Genomic DNA, 26048 nt, shown 5'->3' with positions numbered 1-26048 from the left:
CTTATGCCTCCAGTTCCGGCAGGAGCCCGGTCGAAACGCTGTTCACCAATCTACCATCCGCCACCAGCCGGCCGGCCGCTTCCAGATCGGGTGCCATGAACCTGTCTTCTTCAAGGGTGTCGACAACGGAGCGCAGTGCGGTAATGGCCTTCTGAAGTTCCGGGCTGGTGGTGAGCGGCGACCGGAATTCGACGCCTTGGGCGGCGGTGAGCGCCTCGATGCCGATAATGGAGAAGAGATTATCCGTCATCTGCAGCAGGCGCCGGGCGCCATGGCAGGCCATGGACACGTGGTCTTCCTGATTGGCAGAGGTCGGCGTGGAATCCACTGAGGCAGGATGGGCCATCTGCTTGTTTTCGCTCATCAGCGCCGCGGAGGTCACTTCAGCGATCATCAGGCCGGAATTGAGGCCCGGCTTCTTGGCGAGAAAGGCAGGCAGGCCGTAGGACAGGGCGGGATCAACCAAAAGCGCGATACGCCGCTGGGCAATCGCCCCAATCTCGCAGACAGCAAGCGCGATCTGGTCGGCGGCGAAGGCCACCGGCTCGGCGTGAAAATTGCCGCCTGACACCACGCTATCGTCGGACAGGACCAGCGGATTGTCTGTCACCGCATTGGCTTCGATGGTCAGCGTACGCGCCGCCATGCGCAGGATATCTAGGCAGGCGCCATCGACCTGCGGCTGGCAGCGGATGCAATAGGGGTCCTGCACCCGCTCGTCACCATCGAGATGGCTCTGCCTGATCACGGAGCCCTCGAGCAGGGCGCGCAGTGCCGCTGCGGTGTCGATCTGGCCCTGATGGCCGCGCAATGTGTGGATGTCTGCGGTGAAGGGGGCAGACGACCCCATGGCGGCATCCGTCGACAGGGCACCGGTGATCAGCGCAGCCTGAGCGGCGCGATGGGCACGAAACAGGCCGGCCAGCGCCAGCGCGGTCGAGGCCTGGGTGCCGTTGATCAGCGCCAGTCCTTCCTTGGCAGCAAGCGTCACCGGCTGCAGGCCTGCGCGCTTCAGCGCTTCGGAGCCCGACAACCGTTCGCCCTGATAGAAAGCTTCAGCCTCACCCATCATAACGGCAGCCATGTGGGCGAGCGGCGCGAGATCGCCGGATGCACCGACCGAGCCCTTTTCCGGGATCACCGGGATTACGCCTTTTTCCAGCATGGCTTCGATCAGCCGCACGAGCTCAAGCCGCACGCCTGACGCGCCACGGCCGAGCGAAACAAGCTTCAGGGACATGATCAGCCGGACGATGTTTTCGCTCAAGGGCGCGCCGACACCGCAGCAATGCGACAGAATCAGGTTGCGCTGCAGCTTTGCCGTATCGGCGGCATCGATCTTGATCGAGGCGAGTTTGCCGAAACCGGTATTGACGCCGTAGACCGGCTCGTTGCCAGCGGCGATCGCCGCGATGCGAGCCGCAGCTCTTTCAATGCCGGCATCGAAAGTCCGGTGAAGGGCAACAGGCTCGCCGGTCCAGTAGATCCTGGCGAGATCGGACAGCGGCACTGCGCCGGGATGAAGGATGATGGTCATGAAGGCCCCTGCTGTTGCTTGGCGTGTTCAGGCTCAAATCTTGTGTTCGGATGGGAAGCCGGTTCCCACGTTCCGGTCCGATGCTTTAGTTGCCGCGATAGACTCGCCGATAGAGCGGATTGAAGCCCAAGCGGTAGACGAGTTCGGCCGGTCTCTCGATGTCCCAGATCGCGAAATCGGCGTATTTTCCGGGTTCCAGCGTGCCGATGTCAGAGAGGCGGCCAAGCGCGCGTGCGGCCTCCCGGGTCACGCCCGCCAGGCACTCTTCTACCGTCAAGCCAAACAGGGTGGCGCCCATGTTCAAGGTCAAGAGCAGCGAGGTGAGCGGCGAGGTGCCGGGGTTGTTGTCGGTCGCCAGCGCGATCTTGGTGCCGGCTTCGCGAAAGAGATCGACAGGCGGCTTCTTCGTCTCGCGAATGAAATAGAACGCACCGGGCAAAAGCACGGCAACGGTGCCGGCCTTGGCCATCGCCTCGGCGCCAGCAGCGTCGGTATATTCCAGATGATCGGCCGACAGTGCCCCGAATTCGGCGGCAAGGGCTGCGCCCGAGAGATTGGACAACTGGTCCGCATGCAGTTTGACCGGCAGGCCAAGTGCTCTTGCGGCCTCGAAAACCTGGCGGATTTCGGTAGGCGAAAAGGCGATGCCTTCACAGAAGCCGTCAACAGCATCGACGAGGCCTTCCTCACGCGCCTTATGTAAGCCAGGAAGCACGATGTCGCGCAGGAAATCGCCATTGCGACCTTTGTAATCCGCCGGTGTGGCATGGGCGCCGAGATAGGTGGTGGTGACGGAAACGGCGCGCGCTTCGGCAAGCTGGCGGGCGGCGCGCAACATTTTCAGCTCGTCTTCGACCGTCAGGCCGTAGCCGGACTTGACCTCAATCGTGGTGACTCCCTCGGCAATCAACGCATCTAGACGCGGCAGGGTTTGGCGCAGCAGATCGTCCTCCGTTGCTGCGCGAACTTGGGTGACCGAGGAGACGATGCCGCCTCCGGCGCGGGCGATCTCTTCATAGCTGGCGCCCGCCAATCGCAATTCGAATTCATGGGCGCGGTTGCCGGCATGGACGAGATGGGTGTGGCAATCGATCAGGCCCGGGGTGATCCAGCGACCTTCGCAATCGAAGGCTTCGGCAGCGTGACGGTCGACTGCGGGAATATCGGCCAGAGGGCCGACATAGGCGATACGCTCGCCGCGCACCAGAATGGCGCCGTCTTCGATGAGGCCAAATCCCTGTAGGCGCGGATCAAGCGTCGCCAGCCGCGCATGGGTGAAAATGCGGTCCCTGTTCGCCATGCTGCATCCCTTATTATCCGGTCGGGGCGGCATTGCTCCCGACCGATTTTCCTATTATGTATATACTTAATGAGATGCAGGCAAGATGAAAAAAGGGGAAGGCGATGACGGTTCTCTACGCGAAGCAGGCGCTGCTGTCTGAGGGCTTTGTCCGCGACGTGCGGTTGACCCTCTCGGGACGGACGATCGAGGCAGTCGAGACCGGTGCTGCGCCTGAAGCGGGCGACGAACTTCATGACATGCTGCTGCCAGCCATGGCCAACCTGCACAGCCACGCCTTCCAGCGCGGCATGGCGGGTCTCGCTGAATTACGTGGACCTGATAGCGATAGTTTTTGGAGCTGGCGCACGGTGATGTATCGTTTCGCGCTGACCATGAGCCCGGATCAGATGCAGGCGATTGCCGCCCAGCTCTATGTGGAAATGTTGGAAGCTGGCTTTGGCCGGGTCGGAGAGTTTCATTATCTGCATCACGACCGCGACGGCCGGCCCTATGCCAACCGGGCGGAAATGGCCGAGCGCATTACCGGTGCCGCGGATGAGATCGGCATCGGCCTGACGCTGCTGCCGGTATTCTATGCTCATTCAGGCTTCGGCGGCCTAGCGCCCAATGAGGGGCAGCGACGGTTCATCAACGATCTCGATGGCTTTTCGGCCCTGCTCGAAGGCGCCCAAAAGGTGGCGTCAAGCCTGCCGGGTGCCGTTGTTGGCATCGCCCCTCATAGCCTGCGCGCCGTGACGCCAGAGGAGTTGGCTGCTCTGCAGCAGCTCACGTTCGATGGACCCGTCCATATCCATGTCGCCGAACAGGTGAAGGAAGTGGAGGATTGCATTGTCTGGTCGGGCAAACGTCCCGTGCAATGGCTGCTCGACAATGCGGCCCTCTCTTCCCGCTGGTGTCTGATCCACGCCACCCACATGACCGATGACGAGACGGTGCGGATGGCCAAAAGCGGTGCGATTGCCGGCCTTTGCCCTGTTACCGAAGCCAATCTCGGCGATGGTACCTTCAATGCCAGCACATTCCTGGAGGCAGGTGGCCGTTTCGGGATCGGGTCCGATTCCAATGTGCTGATTGGCCTTGGCGATGAATTGCGCCAGCTGGAATATTCGCAGCGTCTGGCCCACGGCGCCCGCAATGTCATTGCAGCACCTGGCGGCTCGACGGGGCGGCGTCTGTTTGACGAAGCGGCGGCCGGCGGGGCGGTGGCCTTGATGCATGACAGCGGGCTTGGAGCCGGCAAGCCGGCAGATCTGGTGAGCCTCAAGCCGCGTCACGACCTTGGCTATGCCGGCGAACAAGTGCTTGATGGCTTCATCTTTGGCAACGGTGCCGCGGTGGATTGCGTTTGGGTGGCTGGCGTTAAGCAGGTCGAAGTTGGCAGGCACAAGGCGCGCGAGCGGATCGGCGCGCGCTTTGCAGCCGCCATGCGGGACGTGATGGCGGCGTTTTAGCCTTTCTGCGCGGCCACATACCGATTGGCCGGCATCGACAGCCCCAAATTCTCCCGCAAGGTTTTGCCCTCGTATTCGTCGCGGAACAATCCGCGGCGGCGCAGTTCCGGCAGCACCAGTCGGACGAAGTCGTTGAGGCTGGCCGGCAGGGTCGGCAGCATCAGAATGAAGCCGTCGGCGGCACCTGCTTCGAACCACTCCTCCATGAAATCGGCGATTTCGCCTGGCGTGCCGGTGATACCGTTGCCGGTGCTCTTTTCGGCGTAGAAGCGGATCAGCTCGCCGACCGTATGGCCTTCCAAGATGAAATCGCGCAGCCATTCGAACATGGCCTTCGAGCCCTTCGGCTCGCTCGGCAGCCGGTCGAGCGGGAAGGGTTTGTCGAGCGCGACGCCGGATAGATCAGCTTCGAGAAACTCGCCAAGCATCCAGCGGCCGACATCCGGATGCAGATTGTCGATCAGGAAGTCTACCTTGGCCTGGGCCTCTGCCTTTGTCTCCCCGACATTGACGACAAGGCCGGGCATGAGTTTCAGGTCACTTGTGGAGCGGCCATATTTGACCATGCGGCCTTTGATGTTCTCGGCAAAGGCCTTGTTGCGCTCCAGATTGGAGGCGAGGCTGAACACGATCTCGGCAGTGCGGGCGGCGAGTTCCATGCCGGCTTCCGAGCCGCCGGCCTGGGCAATGACCGGACGGCCCTGCGGTGAGGCGGCGATGTTGAGCGGTCCGCGCACCTTGAAATGCTTGCCCTTGTGATCGAGCGTGTGCAGCTTGGTTTTGTCGTGGTAAAGGCCGTTTTCCTTGTCGAGCACCAGCGCATCCGGCTCGAAACTGTCCCAGAGGCCGAAGACGACATCGACGAATTCCGAACCTCGCTCGTAGCGCTCCGCGTGCGGCGGCAGGCCCTCGAAACCATAGTTATAGCCGGTCTCATCATGGTCTGATGTCACAACATTCCAGCAGGCCCGGCCGCCGCTCAAATGATCGATCGAGGCGAAGATCCGGGCGATGTTGTAGGGCTCGTAATAGCTGGTGGAGGCGGTGGCGACAAAGCCGAGCTTTTCAGTGAGCACCGACAGCGCCGAAATCAGCGACAGCGGCTCGAAACGGTTCATCTTGGTCGGTGAGCGCGCCAGCGCATCGGCATCGCCGACGGCAGCGGCGGGCGAATCCGCCAGGAACATGAAATCGAATTTCGCAGCTTCCGAGATCTTCGCCACGTTCAGCAGATGGTCGATCTTGTTGGCACCATGCACATCCGCCTCCGGATGGCGCCAGGCGGCGGGGTTGAAGCCGAAGGTGTAGACGAAGGTTCCGAGTTTCAATTTGTCCTGGCGGGCCATGGTCTTTTTCTCTTCGATCAGGCGGCGTTGGGCCGTTGCGATGGGGTGAAGCGAGCCGTCAGCGCGTGCTGGCCGCCGGGATAGGTGAGCCGCACCTGGGTCACGGTTTCGTCCAGACGCCATGTCTGGCGCTCGACAACAAGAACCGGCACCTCAGGGGCGATATGCAGCAGATTGGCTGCCGTGGGGCTGGCGGCCTCGGCAGCGATCCTGTGTTCGGCGGCATTCCATGGCACATGGTCGAGCAGCCAAGGCCCGGGGGCGAGATCGGCGAAATCGGCCTCAGCCGCCTCGGGCACGATGGAGAGGTTGATCAACCGCTCCTCAAGGCAAAAAGGCCTGTCGCCGGCATAATGCAGGCAGGTGACGGCCAGCAGCTTGCGGCGCGGCGGCAGTCCGAGCGCTGACAGTTCCGTCTTGCTGGCCGCTCTTGCCGTGCGCGCCAGGATATCATGGCGATAGGCCAGATCCAGCGCCTCGACCTCGTCTCTGATGTCGTAGATTTCAAGAATGGCGCTTTGCGAATTCTGCGGCATGACGATGCTGCCGGTCTTGCGCCGGCGCAGCACCAGGCCCGCGCGGGCAAGCTGGGTCACCACCTTGTTCACGGTCATGCGCGAGCAGCCATAGTCCTCTGCCAGCACCTGCTCGGATGGGATCTTGTGGCCGGGCGGCCAGCGGCCCGACAGGATATTGTCCTCGATATCCTCGAGAATGCGCTGGTGCAGCGATTTCGATGCTTGTGTCGCTGATGTCATCGGGGCTGATCCGTCACATCATGCCAGCATCGAGGCGCCGCGATCCAGATAGGTATCGAGGAATTGCTCGAGGCGCGGATGGCGGGGCTTGGCGAAGATCTCCGTCGGGGTACCGGTAAACAACAGCTTGCCCTGATCGAGAAAGCTGATTTCGTTGCCAACGGTCGCGGCAAAGCCGATCTCATGGGAGACGACGACCATGGTCATGCCTTCGGCTGCGAGATCGCGCATGACGTTCAGCACTTCGCCGGTCAGTTCCGGATCGAGCGCCGAGGTCGGTTCGTCGAACAGCATGATTTTCGGCTGCAGCGCCAGCGCCCGGGCAATCGCGACACGCTGCTGCTGGCCGCCTGACAGTTGCGAAGGATAGTGCCCGGCGCGGTTTTCCAACCCGACTTTCTTCAATTGTGCCATGGCCTGGTCCTCGGCCTCGCGCTTTGGCAGCTTGTGCACCGTCTTCAGTGCTTCCGAGACATTGCCGAGTGCGGTCATGTGCGGCCAGAGATTGAACTGCTGGAACACCATGCCGATCTTGGAGCGCACGGAGCGGATCTGGGCTGCGGGCAGGCGCTCGCGCTGGCCATCCGGCTTTTCGAAAAAGCCGAGTGCCTCGCCATTGACTGTTATCATGCCTTCGCTGGCTTCTTCCAGAAAGGCCATGCAGCGCAGCAGCGTGCTTTTGCCGGAGCCTGACGGGCCGATCAGGCAGGAGACCTTGCCTTCCGGTACTTGCAGATTGATGTCCTGCAGGACGGTGGCGGTGCCGAAGCGCTTGACGAGCCGGCTAACAGAAATGGCGGGTAGCGTCATGGCGCGGCGAACCTCAGTTTGTTCAGGCGGGTCTCGGCCATCCGGCCTGTCCAGGCGGCGGCCTCGACGATGACCCAGTAGATGACGGCGAGCACGAAGATTGCCTCCAGGAAGGCATATTGCTGCGAGCCAATAGCACTGACGGTCGCCGTCAATTCCGGCACCGTGATAATAGACAGGACGGCGGATTCCTTTAGCAGGATCACCGCCAGATTGACGAAAGGCGGCAGTACGATCAGCGCCATCTCCGGCAGCAGGATACGGCGAACAATCTGAAAGCGTGAAAGCCCAAGGCATTCGGCCGCCTCCACATGCCCATGCGGCACGGCGGCAAAGCCGGCGCGGAAAATTTCCGAGCAATAGGCAGCGGCATAGATGGTCAGGCCGATCAGCCCGCAGGGGATCGGGTCGAGCGACAGGCCGACATAGGGCCCGCCATAATAGACCAGAAAGATCTGGATCAGAAACGGCGTGCCGCGCAGCACTTCGACGGCAAGACCGAGTGGCAGGTCGAGGAGCCTGCCGCCATAGCGGCGGCCGGTGGCGACAAGAAAGCCGAGGGCTGCGCCAAGCAGCATGCCGACGATCCAGATCCACAGCGTGGTCAGCGCGCCGGACGCGATTTCGGGCAGATGGTCGAGGATGACTTTGGGATCGAAGATCATCGGCTGGCTCCCGACCCTGCGGGCAAGGCTCCTGGCAGGCGGCGCTCGCTGAAACGGCCGATCAGCGCCATGGTCCAGCAGATCACCAGGTAGATCAAACCGGCACTGGCAAATAGCGGAATCGGCAAATAGGTGGAGGAAGCGAGATCCTGCGACATGCGTGTCAGCTCGACAATACCGACGACCGACACCAGCGACGAGGATTTGAGGATCATGATCGCCTCGTTGACGAGCGCGGGAAAGGTCAGGCGGAGCGCAATCGGCAGCTTGATGCGCAAGAAGGTCTGGCGGGCGGAGAAGCCGGCCATATCCGCTGCCTCGACAAGACCGGGCGCAACGCTCTCAAAGCCACCGCGCAGGTTTTCCGCCTGGTAGGCGGCGGTGCAGAGCGAGAGGCCGATAATGGCGGCGACCACGCTTGGCACGTTGATACCGATGAAAGGCAGGAGATTATAGATCAGCAGCAATTGGACGAGGAGCGGCACGCCGCGAAAGAAGCTGACGAACAGCCGCGTGGGTACCGTGAACAGCGCTTTGCCCGACAGCATGGCCGCGCAGAGCAACACGGCAAGCGCAAGGCCCGCGGCAATCGACACGAGGCTGATGCCGAGCGTCCATCCGGCGGCCTTGACCAGCAGAAAGAAGAGTTTGAATGACATCGGCCGCTATGTCCGCCCTGTAATCGGAAAAGGAAGGCGCTGAGCCGCGCCTTCCTCCGACATTCCTATCAAAATGCGGGATCCTTGACGCTGTCAGGCGTATCGAACTTGGTGCCGAACCATTTTTCCTGGAGCTTTGCCATGCGGCCATCGCCTTTCATCTTGATCAGGGCAGCGTCGACGGCATCGATCAGGCTGGCGTGATCGGCGTCCTTGGTGCCGATAAAGCCGAAATAGCTCTTCTTGCCGAAGGGCGGCAGCACCACTTCGAAGGCGCCGTTGCGCTGCTTGGCAACGAAGGCGATGTTCGGCAGCGAATTGGCGACGGCCACAACGCGGCCGGCCGCCATATCGGCATAGGCGTCGTTGAAGGAGACGTATTCACGCACATCGATCTTCTTCGGCAGCGTTGCCGAAAATTCCTGCAGCTGGGCGAGCTGTGCTGTCGCCTTGCCGACGCCGACGGCCTTGCCGGCCAGATCTTCCGGCTTGGTAATGGTCTTGTCGCCGGCCTTTTTCAGGATGGCAACGGTCGCTTCGGCAATCGGCGCCGTGAAGCGGTAGCGCTCCATGCGAGCCTTGGTGATGGTGGCGGGACCGGCGACGATATCGAACTTACCAGCTTCAAGACCGGGCAAAACGCCATCCCAGGGCAGGGTGACCCATTCGATCTTCACGCCCAGTTCTTTGCCGATTTCATCGAACAAGTCGACGTTGAGACCAACATGATCACCGGCATCGATGAAATCGAAAGGCGCAAACGCGGTCTCGGTGCCGACCTTCAAGGTGCCGCCGGCCTTGATTTTGGCCAGGGCGTCTTCGGCATGGGCCGAAAGGCTCGCGCCAAACAGCATGGCGGCCCCAAGCGCTGCCTTCAGGAACAGTCTTTTCTGCATCGCGATTTCTCCAGTTGCCCGTTCCGCCGAGTTTTCTCAGGCGGATTTCCCCTTCGCCGTTGATCGGCTTTTGACTATACAAATAGAGCGGGGAAGGGGGCGACTGTCAATGCTATTGTGCATCAAAAGTGCATGCTTATTTTATAAGCACGCACCTCCGATATGTCGAGGAAAAAGCGGCGGCTTGCGCGCGATTACGCCAGATCAATGATGTCGACGGTGATGTCTGCTGGTCGCGAAGCTTCGATCACCAACCTGCCGTTGGGCAGGTCGTTGCCGTTCAATTTCCAGGCGATGCCGGCTTCATCCAGACCGTAATGGACCCAGCGCTCCCGAAGGCGCTGTTCAAGGACATCGAGTGGCGGACCCACAAACAGCGTGAGGTCAAAACTGCTCGCGAGTCTTGTCCAGGGCGTGCGGTCCAGAAGCAGATAATTACCTTCGACCAGGATGAAGCGCGTTTCGGGCGAAATCGGTCGGGCCGAGGCGATCGCAAGCTCGCGCGAGCGGTCGAAGACCGGAACCAGCACTTCCTCATCAGCGCGCCTTACGGCGGTAACGATATCGAGAAAGCCGCGCACGTCGAAGGTCTCAGGAGCGCCCTTGCGTTTCAGCAGGCCGCGCTCTTCAAGAATGCCGTTGTCCATATGAAATCCATCCATCGGAAGGATTTCGGCGCTTTCGCCTTTGGCGATCAGCGCGGCGCGAAGTGCTTCGGACAAGGTGGACTTGCCGGCGCCGGGTGGGCCGGCGACAGCCAGCATGAAACGGCTGGCCCCTTGGGCCAGCCGGATAACGTCATCGGTGAGCGAAGCGACGGAGACCGTCATGCGGCCATCACTTCCGCCGGGGCCTCCTTGGCGCCGGTCATGAAGGCAACTGCATCCGACATGGTGTAATCCTTCGGATTAATCACGCAGAGGCGACGACCGAGCCGGTGGATATGGATGCGGTCGGCCACTTCGAACACATGCGGCATATTGTGCGAGATCAGCACGATCGGCATGCCGCGTGAGCGCACGTCCTGGATCAGTTCCAGCACGCGACGGCTTTCCTTGACGCCGAGCGCTGCCGTCGGCTCGTCGAGGATCACCACTTTCGAGCCGAAGGCGGCGGCACGGGCCACGGCAACGCCCTGACGCTGACCGCCAGACAGGGTTTCAACCGCCTGGTTGATGTTCTGGATGGTCATCAGGCCGAGTTCCGACAGCTTGTCGCGGGCAAATTTTTCCATCGCCGGCTTGTCGAGAGCGCGGAAGACGCTGCCCATGATGCCTGGCTTCCGGATTTCGCGACCCAGGAACATGTTATCGGCAATCGACAGGGCCGGCGACAAAGCCAGGTTCTGATAGACGGTTTCGATGCCGGCCTTGCGCGCGTCGATTGGCGAGCGGAAGTTGATCTGCTGGCCTTCCAGCTTGATCTCGCCTTCGTCAGGCGTAACAGCACCGGAAATCGCCTTGATCAGCGAGGACTTGCCCGCGCCATTGTCGCCGATCACGGCGAGGATTTCGCCGGGATAGAGGTCGAAATCGGCACGGTCGAGAGCGGTGACGCGGCCATAGCGCTTCACGAGGCCACGGGCGGTGAGAATAGGGTCCTGAGCCATTAGCCTGCTACCTTTCTGATCCATTGGTCGATTGCCACAGCAGCGATGATCAGCACGCCGATCAACATATAAGTCCACTGCGGGTCGGTGCCGGCCATGCGCAGGCCGAGCTGGAAGACGCCGACGATAAGAGCGCCGAACATCATGCCGAGGATGGAGCCACGGCCGCCGAAAAGCGACATGCCGCCAATCACCACGGCGGTGATCGATTCGATATTGGCAAACTGGCCGGCGGTCGGAGAAACCGAACCGATACGGCCTATCATCGCCCAGCCACCAAGCGCGCAGATCAGGCCAGACAGCGTATAGACCGAGATCAGCATGCGCTTGACGTTGACGCCCGACAATTCGGCAGCAGCCGGATCGTCGCCGACCGCGTATAGATGACGGCCCCAAGCAGTGTTGTTCAAGACATACCAGAGGACGGCAACCAGCACGGCGAGCGCGATAACGCCATAGGTAAGCACTGCGCCGCCGACGCGAATATTTTCGCCAAAGAGTTGCAGGATCGGTGCGCTGGTAACCAGGTCTTGCGAACGAATGGTTTCATTGGCCGAGTAAAGGAAGTTCGACGCCAGTACGATCTGCCACATGCCAAGTGTCACGATGAAGGGCGGCAGCTTGATGCGGGCGACGAGGATGCCGTTGATGAAGCCGCAAATGCCGCCTACCGCAAAGCCGCAGAGCACGGCAAGCGGACCTGGGACGCCGTAGTGAACAGCAAACTGGCCCATGACGACGGACGAAAGAACCATGATGGCACCGACCGAAAGATCAATGCCGGCGGTCAGGATGACCAAGGTCTGCGCCGCGCCGATAATGCCCGTGATTGCTACCTGCTGCAGGATCAGCGTCAGGGCGAATGGCGAGAAGAATTTTCCGCCCAGAATCACCCCGAATGCGATCAGCGACAGGACCAGCACGATCAGCGGAACAGCTGCCGGGCTGGAATGCAGAAAATGCTGGAATTTCTGCAGCGGCGTCTTGTCATTGGTGTCGAACTGCGCAACGGCGGTCGCGCTACCAGACAGCACGTTTTCATATTCAAGATGAGGTTTGGTGGCGGCTTTCGTGGGCTCGCTCATCGGTTTTCCTCCCGTAGACCTCTTTAGAGGTGAGGGCCGGGCTCTTCCGTAGCACCAATTGCCGACGGAGGCCTGCGGCATTGTAGATTTTCATTATTCAACCTGCGCTTACTCTTCCGTACCCTCGGTTGCGGAAAGCGCTTACCAGAAGGGCGGCCTGAGCCGCCCTTCCGTTATGCAATGTCAGGTGCTTATCAGCCCCAGCACTTCTTCATGCCTTCGGCGACGTCGATCGACGGAACGCCCTTGGCCGGCTTGTCGGTGACCAGCGAAACGCCGGTGTCGAAGAAGTCCTTGCCAGCGGTCGGCTGCGGCTTGGCGCCTGTGTCGGCGAACTTCTTGATCGCTTCGATGCCGAGAGCGGCCATCATCAGCGGATACTGCTGCGAGGTGGCGCCGATAACGCCTTCCTTGACGTTCTTCACACCAGGGCAACCGCCGTCAACCGACACGATCAGCACGTCCTTCTGCTTGCCGACAGCCTTGAGGGCTTCGTAAGCACCAGCAGCAGCCGGTTCGTTGATCGTGTGAACGACGTTGATGTTCGGGTTCTTCTGGAGAAGGTTTTCCATGGCCGTACGGCCGCCTTCTTCATTGCCGTTGGTGATGTCATGGCCAACGATGCGCGGATCGCTTTCGTCGCCGATCTTGGTCGGGTCCTTCGGGTCGATGCCGAAGCCGATCATGAAGCCCTGGTCGCGCATGACGTCGACGGAAGGCTGAGCAGGCGTCAGGTCGAGGAAGGCAACCTTGGCGTCCTTGGCCTTGTCACCGAGCGTTGCTGCAGCCCACTGGCCGATCAGCTTGCCTGCAAGCAGGTTGTCTGTAGCGAAGGTCGCGTCGGCGGCGTTGACCGGATCGAGCGGGGTGTCGAGGGCGATAACCAGAAGGCCGGCATCACGTGCTTCCTTGACGGCAGGAACGATGCCCTTGGTGTCGGAAGCGGTCAGCAGGATACCCTTTGCGCCGTCGGCGATGCAGGTTTCAATCGCTGCAACCTGGCTTTCGCTGTCGCCGTCGATCTTGCCGGCATAGGACTTCAGCGTAACGCCCAGTTCCTTGGCCTTGGCGGTCGCGCCTTCCTTCATCTTGACGAAGAAGGGATTGGTATCGGTTTTGGTGATCAGGCAAGCTGACACGTCAGCGGCATGTGCGCCGGACGAAAAGACAACGCCAAGAGCCAGGGCGCCAAGCGTGGCGCCGATCAAATTGGACTTCATATGGATCCTCCCAAGGACAAAGATGAACGAGCCCGCTTAAGGGGCTGTCCGGTTCGCATGGTCCATCACCTCTCCCGTGTTGGCCCCCCATGCTTCCGGGGACAAAGAAAACACTAATCTACTACCCTGTCAATAAATAAATCGAGTTGAATTATTAATTCGCTGTGGCATGCTTGGCGCCATCGTGAACGGGCAGGAGGGCCTGTATCGCGGTGCTGTGGTGCTGATATTCAACGGCGAAAATGGCGGGCTTGTTGGGTCTGCCACGGATCGAAGTCTGGTTTGCGCCCGTGACGCTTCGCCGGATAAATGGATGATCCATCATCCTGGCGGGTGAAGAAAAACAATGAGATGGCGGCTAACCCCTCACGTGTGATGGGGGAGAGTGGCTTCCGAAATTCCCGTTCAGGTCCAGCGGAATGGCGCGAGGGCGGACGGGCTGGGAGGATGGTCGATGACTGAGGGAACGAATGCGGGGTCGGCCATGCCGTCCGCTGCCCTCGAGACGAGCGGCGGTGCCAACCAGGTTGGCGTGCGCGCCTATAATGAGCGGCTGGTAATGTCGCTCGTGCGCCGGCATGGCAGCTTGTCCAAAGCGGAAATAGCACGGCGCAGCGGCCTTTCCGCACAGACGGTCACGGTCATCATGCGGGTTCTGGAGCGTGAAAAGCTTCTGGTGCGCGGTGAGCCCGTGCGCGGTCGGGTTGGTCAACCCTCGGTGCCGATGCGGCTCAATCCTGATGCGGTCTATTCCTTTGGCGTCAAGATTGGCCGGCGTAGCGCCAATCTGGTGCTGATGGATTTCGTCGGCACGATCCGTCACGAGGTGCGCCGCACCTATCCTTATCCGATGCCCGGCCTGCTGCTGGATTTCATCGTCGACGGTATTTCCGATATAGAAGGCCGGTTGTCAGTGGCAGAGCGTTCGCGCATTGCTGGCGTCGGCATAGCCGCACCGTTCGAGCTCTGGAGTTGGGCCGAGGAAACCGGCGCGCCGGCCGAGGAAATGGATGTCTGGCGCGAGACCGACCTGAAAGGCGATGTTGCTGCCCGGATCGCCTATCCGGTTTTCATCCAGAACGATGCCACCAGCGCCTGCGCTGCCGAACTGGTGTTCGGGGTGGGGCCGCATTATCCCGATTTCGTCTATTTCTTTCTCGGCTCCTTCGTTGGCGGCGGCATCGTGCTCAATTCCTCGCTGTTTTCCGGGCGCACCGGGACGGCGGGTGCCGTCGGCCCGCTGCCGGTGCAAAGGCGCGACGGCAAGACGGTGCAATTGCTGAAGGTCGCCTCGATCTTCGTATTGGAAAACCTGCTGCGCGACTATGGACAGGATAGCCAGTCCCTGTGGTATTCGCCCAGTGACTGGGTGGACTATGGCGAGCCGCTGGAGATCTGGATCCGCGACACTGCCGCAGCGCTGGCTCAGGCCATCGTGGCCGCCGCCTCGATCATCGATTTTTCCGCCGCCGTCATCGATGGCGGCTTTCCCGAATGGGTGCGCCACAGGCTGGTCGAGGCGATCCGCGACGCTTGCGGCGACCTCGACCTGCAGGGCGTGCTGATGCCCGAAATCGTCGAAGGGGTAGTGGGGCATCAGGCGCGTTCGGTTGGCGGTGCCAGCCTACCGCTGTTTTCCCGCTATCTTTTGGATCAGAATGTGTTGTTCAAGGAGCTTGCGTAAATGTTGAAGGGTCTCAACCCCATCCTTAATCCCGAATTGCTGTCGACGCTGCGCGCCATGGGGCATGGCGATGAAATTGCCATTGTCGATGGCAATTATCCGGGGCTCGAACATGCGCGCCGCTTGGTGCGTCTCGATGGGGTAGGCCTCATCCCTGTTCTGGATGCCATCCTGTCCGTTCTGCCAATCGACGATTTCGTGCCGGAAGCAATTTTCCGCTCCACTGTCGGCAAGGACCGCGATGCGCTTGATCCGGTGCATGAGGAAATCATTGCCTGCTGCGCTGCCCATGAGCCGAAGCAGCCGGTCGTGCCGCTGCTGGGGCCGGATTTTTATCCTCGGGTCAAGGCCGCACATACAGTTGTGCAAACCAGTGAACCACGGCTTTATGCCAATGTCATTCTTAAGAAAGGCGTGATATACCCTAAGTGACCCTTGGTTGTGGCAGCTGCAATGGTGGACCTGCAGCTGCAAATGGCGGCGGCCTCGCATCAAGGGGCTGCGCCGAAAGAGGCCGTGCGGGCATGCTCGCACGGCCTCTTCCTTTTGGAGCCCATGCCCCAAAAGGGCCGATGTCAGATGGCGGTAAAGCCGTTATCGACGAAGAGGTGCACACCGTTGACGAAGCGGGATTCATCGCTGGCGAGATAGAGTGCGGCGCGGGCCACGTCTTCAGGCTCGCCGATCCGGCCTTGCTGAGCTGCGATGGCGGCATCGGAGACATCGACCCCGAGCGCCTGTAGTTCCGCCACTTCCTTAAGGCCATGCGGGGTGCGGATGAAGCCGGGGCAGACAGCGTTGCAGCGAATGTTGCGATCACGGAATTCGATGCCGATCGCACGGGCGAACATATGCACCGCGCCCTTGGTCGTATCATAGAGCACTTCCATCGGCGTTGCCGCCACTGCCGAGATTGATGAGGTGCAGACGATCGATCCGCCGCCCGCGGCGATCATGCCCGGCAGCACCGCCCGCGTCATCAGAAACATCGAGCGGACATTGACCGCGTGAAGCCAGTCCCATTCCTCAAGCGTGGTTTCGAGAAATGGCTTGATGACGATCGTGCCGGCATGGTTGAACAGCACGGTGACGGGGCCAAACCGGTCCTCAACGCCTTTGACGGCGCTCTGCACGGCGGCTTCTTCAGAGACGTCAGCCACCCAGAAATCGGCTATGCCGCCAGCCGCCCGGATGTCCGCGACCGTCTTTTCGGCTTCGGTGCCGTTGCGGTCGATGATGGCGACGCTAGCGCCTTCAGCAGCAAACAGGCGCGAAGCCGCGCCGCCCATGCCGGTTGCACCACCGGAAATGATGGCAATTTTTCCCTTCAATCGATCTGTCATGGTTCCCCTTTTTTGGTTTTCTGCGTTGTCATTACTGCATAATTTCCACCTTGGGTCTGGATCGAGTTAAGGTAAAAATCATGCAGCAGATTAAAGTGCTACAGCGGCGTAGGCCGCTGGAGTGATGCCCGCACTCACGGCGACAGCCTCGCCCGAGTGGAGCGCGGTGTCGAGAGGATCAGACTGGTTTCGCTGTTGGTGATGCCAGGCACCAGCCGCACGCGGCGCAGCACGCCGTCGAAGTCGGTCAGCGTTGCAGCGCCGAGCTCGACGATCAGGTCCCAACGACCGTTGGTGGAGTGAATGGCGGAAATTTCGGGAAAGCCGCTCAGGGCGCGGATCACCTTGTCGGTGACATGGCCCTCGATCTCGATCATCATGATGCCACGCACGCCGAGGTCAACAGTGTCGGCCCGCAGGATGACGGTATAGCCCAGAATGGTGCCGTCGCGTTCCAGCCGCTCCAGCCGGGCCCTGACCGTGGCGCGCGAGGCGCGGGCTTCCAGCGCCAGGTCGGAAATGCTGCGCCGGCCATTATGGCGCAGCAGCGTGATCAGCTTTTCGTCAAGATCGTCCACTGATTTTCCATTTTGAGCAATAAAACTGCCATAACGGTAAGCCATATCGATAAAATTGCCAATCTATATCGTTCAAATCGCCGGTATCAGGTGGTTGACTATATTCTAGAACAGGAGACGCACATGGACGTGACGTTGATCGGAGTTCCCCTGCAGATCGGGGCAGGCAGGCTGGGTTGTGAGATGGGCCCGAGCGCGCTGCGCATCGCGGGCCTCGCCCCGATGCTGGAAGAGCTTGGTCATCGCGTGACCGATCTCGGCAATATCGCGCCAGCGCCGTTCAAAGCCCTCACGCATCCCAATCCGGCCGTGCATCACCTGCCGGAGACGGTCGCCTGGATCGAAGCGCTTTCGGAAGTTTCTTATCTCGAAAGTGCGGCGGCCATGCCGATCTTTCTTGGTGGCGACCATGCGCTATCGGCCGGCACGGTGCCGGGCTTGGCGCGGCGGGCGGTGGAACAGGGGCGCCCGCTGTTCGTACTATGGCTCGACGCCCATACCGATTTCCATACGCTCGACAGCACTGAGAGCGGCAACCTGCACGGCACGCCTGTCGCCTATTTCACCGGCCAGCCCGGTTTTTCCGGCTATTTTCCTGATCTCGCCAAGGCCGTCGATCCCGCCCACATGGCAATGATCGGCATCCGCAGCGTCGATCCGGCTGAGCGGGCGGCGCTGAAGCGCACCGAGATGACAGTGCATGACATGCGGATGATCGACGAGCACGGGGTGGCGGTGCTGTTGCGCAGCTTTATCGACAAGGTCCGCGCGGCAAACGGTTTGCTGCACGTCAGCTTCGATGTCGATTTTCTCGATCCGATGATCGCGCCGGCCGTTGGCACCACGGTGCCCGGTGGCGCTACCTTTCGCGAGGCGCATCTTGTGATGGAAATGCTGCATGACAGCGGCCTCGTTACCAGCCTCGATCTGGTCGAACTCAATCCTTTCCTCGACGAGCGGGGTCGTACGGCCATCCTGATGGCCGACCTGACCGCCAGCCTGATGGGACGGCAGGTCATGGACCGCCCCACGCGCGATTTTGCCGGGAGTACATGATGACTGCGATCGCCAATCTGAATATCGTCCCCTTCGTCAGCGTCGATCACATGATGAAGCTGGTTTGGCGGGTGGGGGTCGAGAGTTTTCTTATCGAGCTCGCCGCCACCATCGAGGAGGATTTCCGCCGATGGGAGATCTTCGACAAGTCGCCGCGCATTGCTTCGCATTCCAGCGATGGCGTGATCGAGTTGATGCCGACCAGCGACGGCACGCTCTATGGCTTCAAATATGTCAACGGTCATCCGAAAAACATGCGGCAGGGGCGTCAGACCGTGACCGCTTTCGGCGTGCTGTCTGATGTGGGTAATGGTTATCCGATGCTGCTCTCGGAAATGACTATTCTGACGGCGCTTCGCACCGCCGCGACTTCGGCACTGGCGGCCAAATATTTGGCCCGGCCCGATTCCCACACGATGGCGGTGATCGGCAACGGCGCGCAGGCGGAATTTCAGGCGCTCGCCTTCAAGGCGCTATGCGGCGTTACCCATTTGAGGCTTTACGACATCGACCGTAGCGCCAGTGAGAAATGCCGCCGCAATCTGGCCGGCAGCGGTCTAGACGTCACGCTCTGCACCTCGTCGCAGGAGGCGGTCGAGGGTGCCGATATCATCACGACAGTCACCGCCGACAAGCAATGTGCAACGATCCTCACCGACAACATGGTTGGCCCCGGCGTCCATATCAACGCTGTTGGTGGCGACTGCCCCGGCAAGACCGAGCTGCACCGCGACATTCTCAGCCGTTCTGACATTTTCGTCGAATATCCGCCGCAGACCCGGATCGAGGGCGAAATCCAGCAGATGCCAGCGGATCATCCGGTGACGGAGCTCTGGGAGGTGATGACGGGCCGCGCCTTGGGCCGCAGCGATTCGCGCCAGATCACCCTGTTTGATTCCGTCGGCTTTGCCATCGAGGATTTTTCGGCGCTGCGCTATGTGCGCGCGAAGCTGACCGAGACTGGCCTTTATGCGGAACTCGATCTGCTGGCCGATCCAGACGAGCCGCGTGATCTCTATGGCATGCTCCTGCGCAGCAAGACTGTCGGCAGCGTCTAACGAAAATTTCATGATCCATTCTATGGATCCTTTTGTCGTGATCCCCATTTCTGGAGAGATATGTGAACACGAGAAAGGATCTTTCATGGATATCATTCGTATTTTGCTGGCAATCGTCCTGCCGCCGGTTGGCGTTTTTCTTCAAGTCGGCCTGGGGTTGCAATTCTGGCTGAATATTCTTCTCACCTTGTGCGGCTATTTGCCGGGCATTATTCATGCGATCTGGGTGATCCTGCGCAAGTAAAGAATGCCCAGACCGTGTGACAGCGTTCGGCAAGACGATTGACAATGGCGGCAGGGCGGATGACTTTGCCCCTGCACGCCGCCGGGAGGAAACGGGTGACGTGCCGCCTGGGAGCCCTGCCATGACTATTGATCTGCTTGTTTATTTCGATGCCTATGCCCGCGATTACCAGCCCTACAAGGGCGGTAGCTGGTGCTATGAGGATGGCTGCCTCTATGCCGGGTTGATGGCGTTGGATGTAGCGACCGGCGATCCGCGATGGGCCGCGCATCTGAAGCGTCTCGTCGATGCGCAGGTGGATGAAGCAGGGCGGATGCAGGACTATGTGCTAACCGAATACAATATCGACAATATCCTGCCCGGGCGGGCGCTGCTTTTCCTGCTGCGGCAGGGCGGCGATAAGCGCTATCGCATCGCCGCCGACCGTCTGGCGCGGCAGTTGCAAAGCCATCCGCGCCTTGCCGCTGGACCCTATTGGCATAAGCTGCGCTATCCGCATCAGGTTTGGCTGGACGGACTTTATATGGGGCTCGGGTTCAAGGCCGAGTACGGCCTTTTTGTCGATGCGCCTGAGATGGTCGCGGATGCGCTCGAAGAATTGCTGGTCACCCTCGATCTCACCGCAGATGCAGTCAGCGGGCTTTATCGGCATGGCTATGATGAAGAGCGGCTACAGGATTGGGCCGATCCGCAAACTGGGCTTTCGCCTGCCCATTGGGCAAGGGCCATAGGCTGGCTGGCCATGGCGATGATTGACCTTTTCGAGCATGTGCCGTTGGGCAGCGGTCGCGACAGGCTGGCCGAAAAGCTATCGGCCCTGCTTGCGCGCCTTGCCGCACTTCGCACCAATGACGGACGCTGGCTGCAGGTGATCGACCAGCAGGATCTGCCGGGCAACTATCCCGAAAGCTCTGCTACGGCGATGTTTGCCTATGCTTTTCTGAAGGCGGCGCGCCTCAGGATTTCCGGAGCAGATGCCACCGTTGGGCTTGCCGCGCTGCAGAGCCTTCGGGATCATGCGATGCGGCCTGATGCGGGTGGCCGTATCCTGTTGCAGGATATCTGCTGCGTAGCCGGCCTTGGCGGCTTCGGCGGGGTCTATCGCGACGGCACGCCGTCCTATTATCTCTCGGAAGCCCTGAACCCAGATGACATCAAGGGCGTTGGCCCGTTGATGATGGCCGAAGCCGAGCGCCTGCTTTTGACGGCGGGCAGTTTGCCCGCCTGAACCGATAGAGCCTCGTTTTATCTCAGATCAAAGCGGATGGGCACGTTGATCGTCTTGTTGACACCCGGCGGCGGGGCCGGCACGGGCGAGGAGCGGCGGATCGCGTCCAAGGCCGCCTGGTCGAGATTGGCAAAGCCCGAGGACCTCGAAATCGAGGCCGACAGGACATTGCCGCTGTCGTCGATCTGGAAGCGGATGGAAACCGTGCCTTCCTCCTTGTTGGCGCGCGATTCACTCGGATAGCGCTTGCGTCGTTCCAGATAAGCCTGGAGGCGCGACTGCCATTTTTGCGGCGTCGCTGTGGATGAAAAAAGACCGGAACTGGTTGTCGATGCCGCGGTGCGATCCGATTGGGTCACCTCAGCCTTCGCCTCGCGCTGGGCCTTTTGAGCAGGGCTCTGTGGCGCGACCTTTGCCGGCTTCTTCTTGGTCGGGGCCTCCCTGGTCTCGACGGGCCTTTGCACCGGGCGGGTCAGGGGCAGCGGCACTTCGACATTGTCGAGTTCCTTGGTCACCTGCTCTTCGACAGGCTTCGGCTCCTCTACCGGCGGCGGCCCGGGTTGAACCTCTGCCATCTCAGGCACAGGTGGTGGTTCCTCAACCTTTTCAGGCGGAGTCGGCTCTTGTGGTTGCGGGTCAGGCTGCGGCTGTGGCGGTTGGGGTTCCGGCGGTGGCTCGACCGGCTCCGGCGGCTTTTCCGCCGTTTCCGATTTCACCTCCTCGGCATCCTTCTGATCGGGCGCTATCTGGGTTTCCTCGACCTTGGCTGCTTCCGGCTCCGGTGCCAGCTCTATCATGACGGCCGCAGGCGGCGCGCTGCCGGCGGGCGGCTCTTCCGGCTGCTGCAGCATCAGCACGACGGCGCCGGCATGGGCGGCAAAAGCCAAGGTTCCGGCCGTGCACCAGAGCAGCCAGTCGAGCGACGAGCGACGTCGTCCCGTCAGGTCTGTTCTCTTGCTCATTGCCCGTTGGTATCCTCAGCCGGCGATGCGCCTGATGTGCCGTTTGACGTGCTGCCTGGCGGTTGCGGTAGCGTTTCCACACCCACCAGCGCGATCTTCAGGTAGCCGGCGTCGCGCAGCAGGTTCATGACGGTCATGAACTCGCCATAGCCAACCGTCTTGTCGGCCCTCAGGAAGATGCGGGTATCCTTGTTGCCCTTGGAGATCTGGTCCAGCATCGCTGGCAGGGCGTCACGGCCGACAGTATCATTGCCAATCGCAAGCGTCAGATCCTGTTTCAGTGTCAGATAGACGGGCTCGTCCGGCCGCTTGGCCGGTGCGGCGCTGGAGGCCGGGAGATCGACATTGACATCGACGGTGGCTAACGGTGCCGCCACCATGAAAATGATCAGCAGGACCAACATGACGTCGATGAAGGGGGTGACGTTGATCTCGTGGTTTTCCACCAGATCATCGCCGGAATGATCGCGAATTCCGCCTGCCATGGGTTTACTCCGTCACCACTTTCAGTCGAGCAGCCCGCACATCGGCCGGCACCTTGCGGAAGTCCAGGTCACGGCTGACCAGCCGCTCCACCGCCGCTGCGGCATCGACGAGCTGCTGGCGGTAGCCGGTCACGGCACGGGCAAAGACGTTGTAGATCACGACGGCAGGAATGGCGGCGACCAACCCGACGGCAGTGGCCAGCAGCGCCTCGGCAATGCCGGGGGCGACGACTGCAAGATTGGTGGTCTGCGATTGGGAAATGCCGATGAAGGAATTCATGATGCCCCAGACGGTGCCGAACAAGCCGACGAAAGGCCCGATGGAGCCGATCGTGGCGAGGATGCCGGTACCTGAGGTCATCCGGCGTCCGGCGGCGACCTCGATGCGCGACAGCGCCGAGCCGACACGCTCCTTCACGCCGTCATTACCGGCATAATCGAGCGCAGATTCCGACAGCTTCAGCTCACGCGCAGCTGCCGCCAGCATGACGGATACAGTACCGCGGCCGCCTTGCAGCCCGCCTGCGGCCTGTGACAGCGAACGCGCTTCCTGCAGGATGGCGAGGCCACGCCGCAGCCGGATCTTGCCACCGGCAAGCTGCATGGTCTTTGCCAGAAGGATGGTCCAGGTTGCGACGGAGGCAAGACCAAGCGCGATCATCACCGATTTCACCACCCAATCGGCGGCCATGAACATGCCGACCGGCGACAGATCATGCGGGATGTCGCTGCGCTGTCCGGCATGGTTCGCTGCGCTGGCGGCAGCCGCTGGGGCCGAGGCGGGGGCCGGAGGGGGAGCAGATGCGGAGGGAGCAATACCGGTTGCAATCGGCGCCGACTGGCTCGTGGCGCTGTCCATCGCAGCGGATGTTGGCGGCGTCTGCGGGCGCTCGGTCTTCTGCTGTGGTGCTGTCTGTCCGCTCCCAGTTGCCGGAGAAGGGGATGTTTCATTCGCGGCTGGCGGCGTGGTTGCCGGTTGGCTTTGGACCTGCTCGCTGGTCGCGCTTGAGGCCGGCTGCGCCTCTTGGGCGTTTGTGGATAAGACCACTGCGCCGAGCAACAGGCTCGAGCCGAGAGCCAGGATCTTACTCGCGCGGGCAAGCGGAGAGGAGCCAGAATGGGCCATGAAACAACCTTCCAGATCGAAATCAATTGCAGGCGCTGGCTGACGTGCCAGCATGCCTTAACCCGTTCTCGATATTAAACTTGAGTACTTATTTCAAGTATAATATCGCCAGCGCCGCATTTTCCAGGGTTGCATTCTGCGGCTGGCATTTGTCGACCAGCGTGGCGATGCAGGAACCTTTTCAGCCGCTTACCGTTCTGCTTCTGATATTTTTGATAAGGAGCCTAACATGCTGCACTGGATCTTGATTTTTCTGCTGATCGCCGCCGTTGCGAGCCTTCTTGGCTTCCGGGGTGTCGCTGGTGCCTCTGCCGGGGTGGCGAAGATTCTGATTTTCATCGTGCTGGTGATTTTCATCATCGCGCTTATCAGCGGTATCGTCATTGTCGCCTAAGGCCTCTGGTCGCGGGCTCCTTGCCGCTCACTGCCCCGATGCGGGCTGGGCGGCAAGGAAACGCGATGTTCGACCGACATCTACCGCATAGGGCCGGAAGCGATCCCTCTTAGGTTCTATGCGTCGCCCGTGCGACGGGCTAGGCCAAAGTCCACTGGTTTCTCCAGGGTGGGCTTTGGCCTTTTCTTTGTTTTGAGGAAATTGTGGGTCAGATAAACGGGCGACGGGTGATACCGTCCGGCTTCCAGTTTGCCGCTTCCTGAAGCCCGAAATTGTCGAGAATTTCGCAGCCGCGATCAAGCCAGCGGATTAAGCCGCGCGAGACCAGCTTCTTCAGGGTCTTGTTGGTATGCACGATCGACAGGCCAAGCGTGTCGGCAACGTGGGCTTGGGTGATCGGAAGATAGGCCTTGTCTTCGCCTGTCAGGCCAGAGACCCGGCCGCGATCATCAAGGAAGGCCAGGAGATAAGCGGCCCGTTCCAAGGCTGTTCGCCGTCCGATACTGATCAGGTGATCGTCCAGCATGCTTTCTTCGCGTGACGCGATCCAGGTAAGGTCGTAGCCGAGGCCGGGGTGCTTTTCGAACAGCGATAACAACCTGTCGCGCTCGAAGACGCAGAGCCGCATCGGGGTCAGCGCTTCCACGGAATGAGCCATCTCATCGAAGACGGCTCCCTGTAGACCGATCATATCACCGGGAACGACGTAATTGAGGATCTGGCGGCGACCATCCTCGAGGATCTTATAGCGAAAACCCCAACCGGTCAGCACTGTATAGAGATGGGCGCTGTGGCTGCCTTCGACGAGAATGGTGGTGCCGGCATCGGCGTGAAACTCGCCCTTGCGAAAGCTTCTGACGAATTCCAGTTCGCCAGGGCTGAACTCGCGAAAGTGATCGTTGAGACGGATGGGGCAAACCAGACAGGCTGTATGGATTCCATTCTTTAGCCGTTCACTCTGTCCTGCCCGTTCCTCCGGCATTGCGACCCCTTTTTATGTTTTTCCCGAAATATGCTCGATCCCAGAAGACTGAACGATTTCCCGGCTCTTTTGTTGTCGTCGATCTCCCGGGAAAGCCGGTCTTCGCTCTTCCCGATCGCATTCGAGACGATAAAGGGCCGGAAGACGCATTTGTTCCTGCATGTCGCATGCGGAACATGTCTTTTTTAAATGACCCCGGCGAGCCTAGCGTCGATAAGGGCTTTTAGCAAAAAGGTTAATCAATGACTGACAAGCCTCTGCACGTTCTGGTCGCCGAAAAGCAGGCCCTGATCGCTCTAGAAATTGAAGTCCTGCTGACTGAGGCTGCCGGCTGCACTATTACGGTCTGTCTTCCCCGCGACATGTCCTCAAAGCTGCTTGAAGAGCGGTATGATGTGGTCCTGACCGATGCAACCATCATTCCCCGACATAACCGCGCCCAGTTCGATCTCATTCGTCAGAACGGTGCCGGCGCCGTCTTTTTGACTTCCTTCGACGAAGTGCCAGGATTATCGCAGGCCGAGCCAAGTTTTGCGTCGCTGATGAAGCCGTTTGACGAACAGAGGCTGCTTGCTGCCGTCTTTGCGGCGGCCAATCGCGACCCGCAGGCTGCAGTGAGTGATGGCGTAGATGGGGGCGATACCGGCAACCGGCACGGACATGGTGGCTGATCGCTCAAACAAAGACGCCGCCGAAAGCTGATCTCGGCGGCGACGAATTTAATTTATAGAGATATCTTATACCGCAAATGCGCGTTTGGTCACCGCCGCGTCATGAGCGTCAGGGCCGAAGTCGCCTTCGCCGCTGACGCCGAGAATTTCCTGCAAGCGATTGCGTGCGCGGTTTATCCGGCTTTTGATTGTGCCGACAGCGCATCCGCAGATTTCAGCGGCTTCTTCATAGGCAAAACCAGATGCTCCGACGAGGATGATTGCTTCGCGCTGATCGCTTGGCAACTGATCCAGCGCCTTCTTGAAATCTTGCAGATCAAGAGATCCATATTGCTGCGGATGCACGGCCAGCTGGGACGTAAAGATGCCATCTGGATCGGACACTTCGCGACCGCGTTTGCGCATTTGTGAATAGAATTCATTGCGCAGGATGGTGAACAGCCAGGCTTTCATATTGGTGCCGGGCTCAAAATGGTCCTGCTTGGCCCAGGCCTTCATGATCGTGTCCTGCACGAGATCGTCGGCCACATGATGGCGCCCTGCAAGCGACACTGCGAAGGCGCGCAGATTGGGAAGCGCTGCCAGCATGTCTCTCTTGAAACCGCGGTCGTCCGCCTCTTTTTCAGCTGTCATCGGGCGTTATCCTTCATATCACGCACGGTTCCTGAGGCCTTTTCAGCCGCGTCCAGGCGCTCAAGCAGATCCATGAACCGGTCCGGAATACCTTCGTCTTGAACGGCATTATAGAACTGTCGCAGCTTGCTGCTGATCGTGCCATGCATATCTGCCGGTGCTCCCCCGGCTTCCTCCTGTCTCAGGTCACGATAGTTATGATGGTTGTTCATGATGTCTCTGACGGTTGCTTGGGTAACGTGCGGCCTTAACGAGTGATACCGAT

The 26048-nt window shown here is 60.6% G+C and carries 29 protein-coding genes; 9 read left to right on the top strand and 20 right to left on the bottom strand.

All coding sequences use genetic code 11. The features are described 5' to 3' along the window. Position 1: 1 nt before the first annotated feature. Positions 2–1537 carry a histidine ammonia-lyase gene (hutH, locus tag BJF91_RS00895; RefSeq protein WP_075612605.1) on the bottom strand — a complete coding sequence of 512 codons (1536 nt, stop codon included), beginning with the start codon at positions 1535–1537 and terminating at the stop codon, positions 2–4. 85 nt (positions 1538–1622) lie between these two features. Then, positions 1623–2837, bottom strand: coding sequence for an imidazolonepropionase (gene hutI / locus BJF91_RS00890; RefSeq protein ID WP_075612604.1), 1215 nt, complete (start codon positions 2835–2837; stop codon positions 1623–1625). 104 nt (positions 2838–2941) lie between these two features. Here hutI and BJF91_RS00885 point away from each other — a divergent pair, with 104 nt between their 5' ends. Beyond that, positions 2942–4291, top strand: coding sequence for a formimidoylglutamate deiminase (locus BJF91_RS00885; protein ID WP_075612603.1), 1350 nt, complete (start codon positions 2942–2944; stop codon positions 4289–4291). Here the strand turns inward: BJF91_RS00885 and BJF91_RS00880 are convergent. The 10 genes from BJF91_RS00880 to BJF91_RS00835 form a co-directional block, all read right to left on the bottom strand. Next, complete coding sequence (locus BJF91_RS00880; protein ID WP_075612602.1) at positions 4288–5637, bottom strand: LLM class flavin-dependent oxidoreductase; 1350 nt, start codon at positions 5635–5637, stop codon at positions 4288–4290. The genes BJF91_RS00885 and BJF91_RS00880 overlap by 4 nt on opposite strands. Positions 5638–5654: 17 nt before the next feature. Continuing rightward, complete coding sequence (hutC, locus tag BJF91_RS00875) at positions 5655–6395, bottom strand: histidine utilization repressor (RefSeq protein ID WP_075612601.1); 741 nt, start codon at positions 6393–6395, stop codon at positions 5655–5657. Positions 6396–6413: 18 nt separating this feature from the next. Then, positions 6414–7205: an amino acid ABC transporter ATP-binding protein gene (locus tag BJF91_RS00870; RefSeq protein WP_075612600.1), complete on the bottom strand. Its 792-nt coding sequence runs from the start codon at positions 7203–7205 to the stop codon at positions 6414–6416. Beyond that, positions 7202–7870: an amino acid ABC transporter permease gene (locus tag BJF91_RS00865; protein WP_075612599.1), complete on the bottom strand. Its 669-nt coding sequence runs from the start codon at positions 7868–7870 to the stop codon at positions 7202–7204. The genes BJF91_RS00870 and BJF91_RS00865 overlap by 4 nt, the downstream gene beginning before the upstream one ends. Further along, the gene (locus BJF91_RS00860; RefSeq protein WP_075612598.1) at positions 7867–8529 is read right to left on the bottom strand and encodes an amino acid ABC transporter permease; all 663 of its coding nucleotides are present in this window, start codon (positions 8527–8529) and stop codon (positions 7867–7869) included. The genes BJF91_RS00865 and BJF91_RS00860 overlap by 4 nt, the downstream gene beginning before the upstream one ends. A 68-nt stretch (positions 8530–8597) precedes the next feature. Further along, the gene (locus BJF91_RS00855; protein WP_075612597.1) at positions 8598–9425 is read right to left on the bottom strand and encodes a transporter substrate-binding domain-containing protein; all 828 of its coding nucleotides are present in this window, start codon (positions 9423–9425) and stop codon (positions 8598–8600) included. Positions 9426–9619: 194 nt separating this feature from the next. Then, the gene (locus BJF91_RS00850) at positions 9620–10255 is read right to left on the bottom strand and encodes a nucleoside triphosphate hydrolase (RefSeq protein WP_075612596.1); all 636 of its coding nucleotides are present in this window, start codon (positions 10253–10255) and stop codon (positions 9620–9622) included. Further along, positions 10252–11034 carry an ATP-binding cassette domain-containing protein gene (locus tag BJF91_RS00845; RefSeq protein WP_075612595.1) on the bottom strand — a complete coding sequence of 261 codons (783 nt, stop codon included), beginning with the start codon at positions 11032–11034 and terminating at the stop codon, positions 10252–10254. Before BJF91_RS00845 ends, BJF91_RS00850 begins: the two co-directional genes overlap by 4 nt. Next, complete coding sequence (locus tag BJF91_RS00840; protein ID WP_075612594.1) at positions 11034–12119, bottom strand: ABC transporter permease; 1086 nt, start codon at positions 12117–12119, stop codon at positions 11034–11036. The genes BJF91_RS00845 and BJF91_RS00840 overlap by 1 nt, the downstream gene beginning before the upstream one ends. Before the next feature lie 194 nt (positions 12120–12313). Continuing rightward, positions 12314–13339 (bottom strand): sugar ABC transporter substrate-binding protein, encoded by a 1026-nt coding sequence (locus BJF91_RS00835; RefSeq protein WP_075612593.1) that lies wholly within the window; start codon positions 13337–13339, stop codon positions 12314–12316. 454 nt (positions 13340–13793) lie between these two features. On the opposite strand from BJF91_RS00835, the gene BJF91_RS00830 reads away from it, so the two are divergent. Both BJF91_RS00830 and BJF91_RS00825 read left to right on the top strand, forming a co-directional pair. Further along, positions 13794–15023, top strand: a complete 1230-nt coding sequence (locus BJF91_RS00830; RefSeq protein WP_075612592.1) for an ROK family transcriptional regulator — start codon at positions 13794–13796, stop codon at positions 15021–15023. Continuing rightward, entirely contained in the window at positions 15024–15455 is a 432-nt protein-coding gene (locus BJF91_RS00825; protein ID WP_075612591.1) for an RbsD/FucU family protein, read from the top strand. Positions 15456–15598: 143 nt separating this feature from the next. On the opposite strand, the gene BJF91_RS00820 is transcribed toward BJF91_RS00825, so the two are convergent. Together BJF91_RS00820 and BJF91_RS00815 are read right to left on the bottom strand one after the other, a co-directional pair. After that, on the bottom strand, positions 15599–16366 hold the full coding sequence (locus BJF91_RS00820) for an SDR family NAD(P)-dependent oxidoreductase (protein ID WP_075612590.1): 768 nt from the start codon (positions 16364–16366) through the stop codon (positions 15599–15601). A gap of 134 nt (positions 16367–16500) precedes the next feature. Next, a complete protein-coding gene (locus BJF91_RS00815) occupies positions 16501–16944 on the bottom strand; it encodes an Lrp/AsnC family transcriptional regulator (protein ID WP_075612589.1) in 444 nt (147 codons plus the stop codon). Positions 16945–17067: 123 nt separating this feature from the next. On the opposite strand from BJF91_RS00815, the gene rocF reads away from it, so the two are divergent. From rocF to BJF91_RS00795, 4 genes are all read left to right on the top strand, one after another. Further along, positions 17068–18000, top strand: coding sequence for an arginase (gene rocF / locus BJF91_RS00810; protein ID WP_075612588.1), 933 nt, complete (start codon positions 17068–17070; stop codon positions 17998–18000). After that, the gene (locus tag BJF91_RS00805) at positions 18000–19058 is read left to right on the top strand and encodes an ornithine cyclodeaminase (protein WP_075612587.1); all 1059 of its coding nucleotides are present in this window, start codon (positions 18000–18002) and stop codon (positions 19056–19058) included. Before rocF ends, BJF91_RS00805 begins: the two co-directional genes overlap by 1 nt. Before the next feature lie 85 nt (positions 19059–19143). Continuing rightward, on the top strand, positions 19144–19302 hold the full coding sequence (locus BJF91_RS00800; RefSeq protein ID WP_075612586.1) for a YqaE/Pmp3 family membrane protein: 159 nt from the start codon (positions 19144–19146) through the stop codon (positions 19300–19302). A 121-nt stretch (positions 19303–19423) separates the two neighbouring features. Further along, complete coding sequence (locus BJF91_RS00795) at positions 19424–20530, top strand: glycoside hydrolase family 88/105 protein (RefSeq protein ID WP_075612646.1); 1107 nt, start codon at positions 19424–19426, stop codon at positions 20528–20530. Between the two features lie 17 nt (positions 20531–20547). Here the strand turns inward: BJF91_RS00795 and BJF91_RS00790 are convergent, their stop codons facing one another. Genes BJF91_RS00790 through exbB form a run of 3 tightly spaced genes read right to left on the bottom strand, consistent with a single transcriptional unit; the run spans position 20548 to position 23103 of the window. After that, a complete protein-coding gene (locus BJF91_RS00790) occupies positions 20548–21492 on the bottom strand; it encodes an energy transducer TonB (RefSeq protein WP_075612585.1) in 945 nt (314 codons plus the stop codon). Then, positions 21489–21977, bottom strand: a complete 489-nt coding sequence (gene exbD, locus BJF91_RS00785) for a TonB system transport protein ExbD (protein ID WP_075612584.1) — start codon at positions 21975–21977, stop codon at positions 21489–21491. Before exbD ends, BJF91_RS00790 begins: the two co-directional genes overlap by 4 nt. 4 nt (positions 21978–21981) lie before the next feature. Beyond that, positions 21982–23103: a tonB-system energizer ExbB gene (gene exbB, locus BJF91_RS00780; RefSeq protein WP_075612645.1), complete on the bottom strand. Its 1122-nt coding sequence runs from the start codon at positions 23101–23103 to the stop codon at positions 21982–21984. Between the two features lie 229 nt (positions 23104–23332). Between exbB and BJF91_RS00775 the strand changes: the two genes are divergently transcribed. Then, positions 23333–23497, top strand: coding sequence for a DUF1328 domain-containing protein (locus tag BJF91_RS00775; RefSeq protein ID WP_075612583.1), 165 nt, complete (start codon positions 23333–23335; stop codon positions 23495–23497). A gap of 208 nt (positions 23498–23705) precedes the next feature. On the opposite strand, the gene BJF91_RS00770 is transcribed toward BJF91_RS00775, so the two are convergent. Beyond that, positions 23706–24479 carry a Crp/Fnr family transcriptional regulator gene (locus BJF91_RS00770; protein ID WP_075612582.1) on the bottom strand — a complete coding sequence of 258 codons (774 nt, stop codon included), beginning with the start codon at positions 24477–24479 and terminating at the stop codon, positions 23706–23708. Positions 24480–24721: 242 nt separating this feature from the next. Here BJF91_RS00770 and BJF91_RS00765 point away from each other — a divergent pair, with 242 nt between their 5' ends. Continuing rightward, the gene (locus BJF91_RS00765; protein WP_075612581.1) at positions 24722–25150 is read left to right on the top strand and encodes a response regulator transcription factor; all 429 of its coding nucleotides are present in this window, start codon (positions 24722–24724) and stop codon (positions 25148–25150) included. Positions 25151–25216: 66 nt separating this feature from the next. Here BJF91_RS00765 and BJF91_RS00760 read toward each other — a convergent pair whose 3' ends face one another. Then, positions 25217–25783: an RNA polymerase sigma factor gene (locus tag BJF91_RS00760; RefSeq protein WP_075612580.1), complete on the bottom strand. Its 567-nt coding sequence runs from the start codon at positions 25781–25783 to the stop codon at positions 25217–25219. After that, positions 25780–25995 (bottom strand): NepR family anti-sigma factor, encoded by a 216-nt coding sequence (locus BJF91_RS00755; protein WP_139310548.1) that lies wholly within the window; start codon positions 25993–25995, stop codon positions 25780–25782. The genes BJF91_RS00760 and BJF91_RS00755 overlap by 4 nt, the downstream gene beginning before the upstream one ends. Positions 25996–26048: the final 53 nt, after the last annotated feature.

Source organism: Gillisella taibaishanensis, assembly GCF_001938985.1.
GTDB classification, from domain to species: domain Bacteria; phylum Pseudomonadota; class Alphaproteobacteria; order Rhizobiales; family Rhizobiaceae; genus Allorhizobium; species Allorhizobium taibaishanense.
The sequence above is the reverse complement of the archived record's forward strand: the minus strand, read 5'-3'. Positions and strand labels throughout refer to the sequence as shown.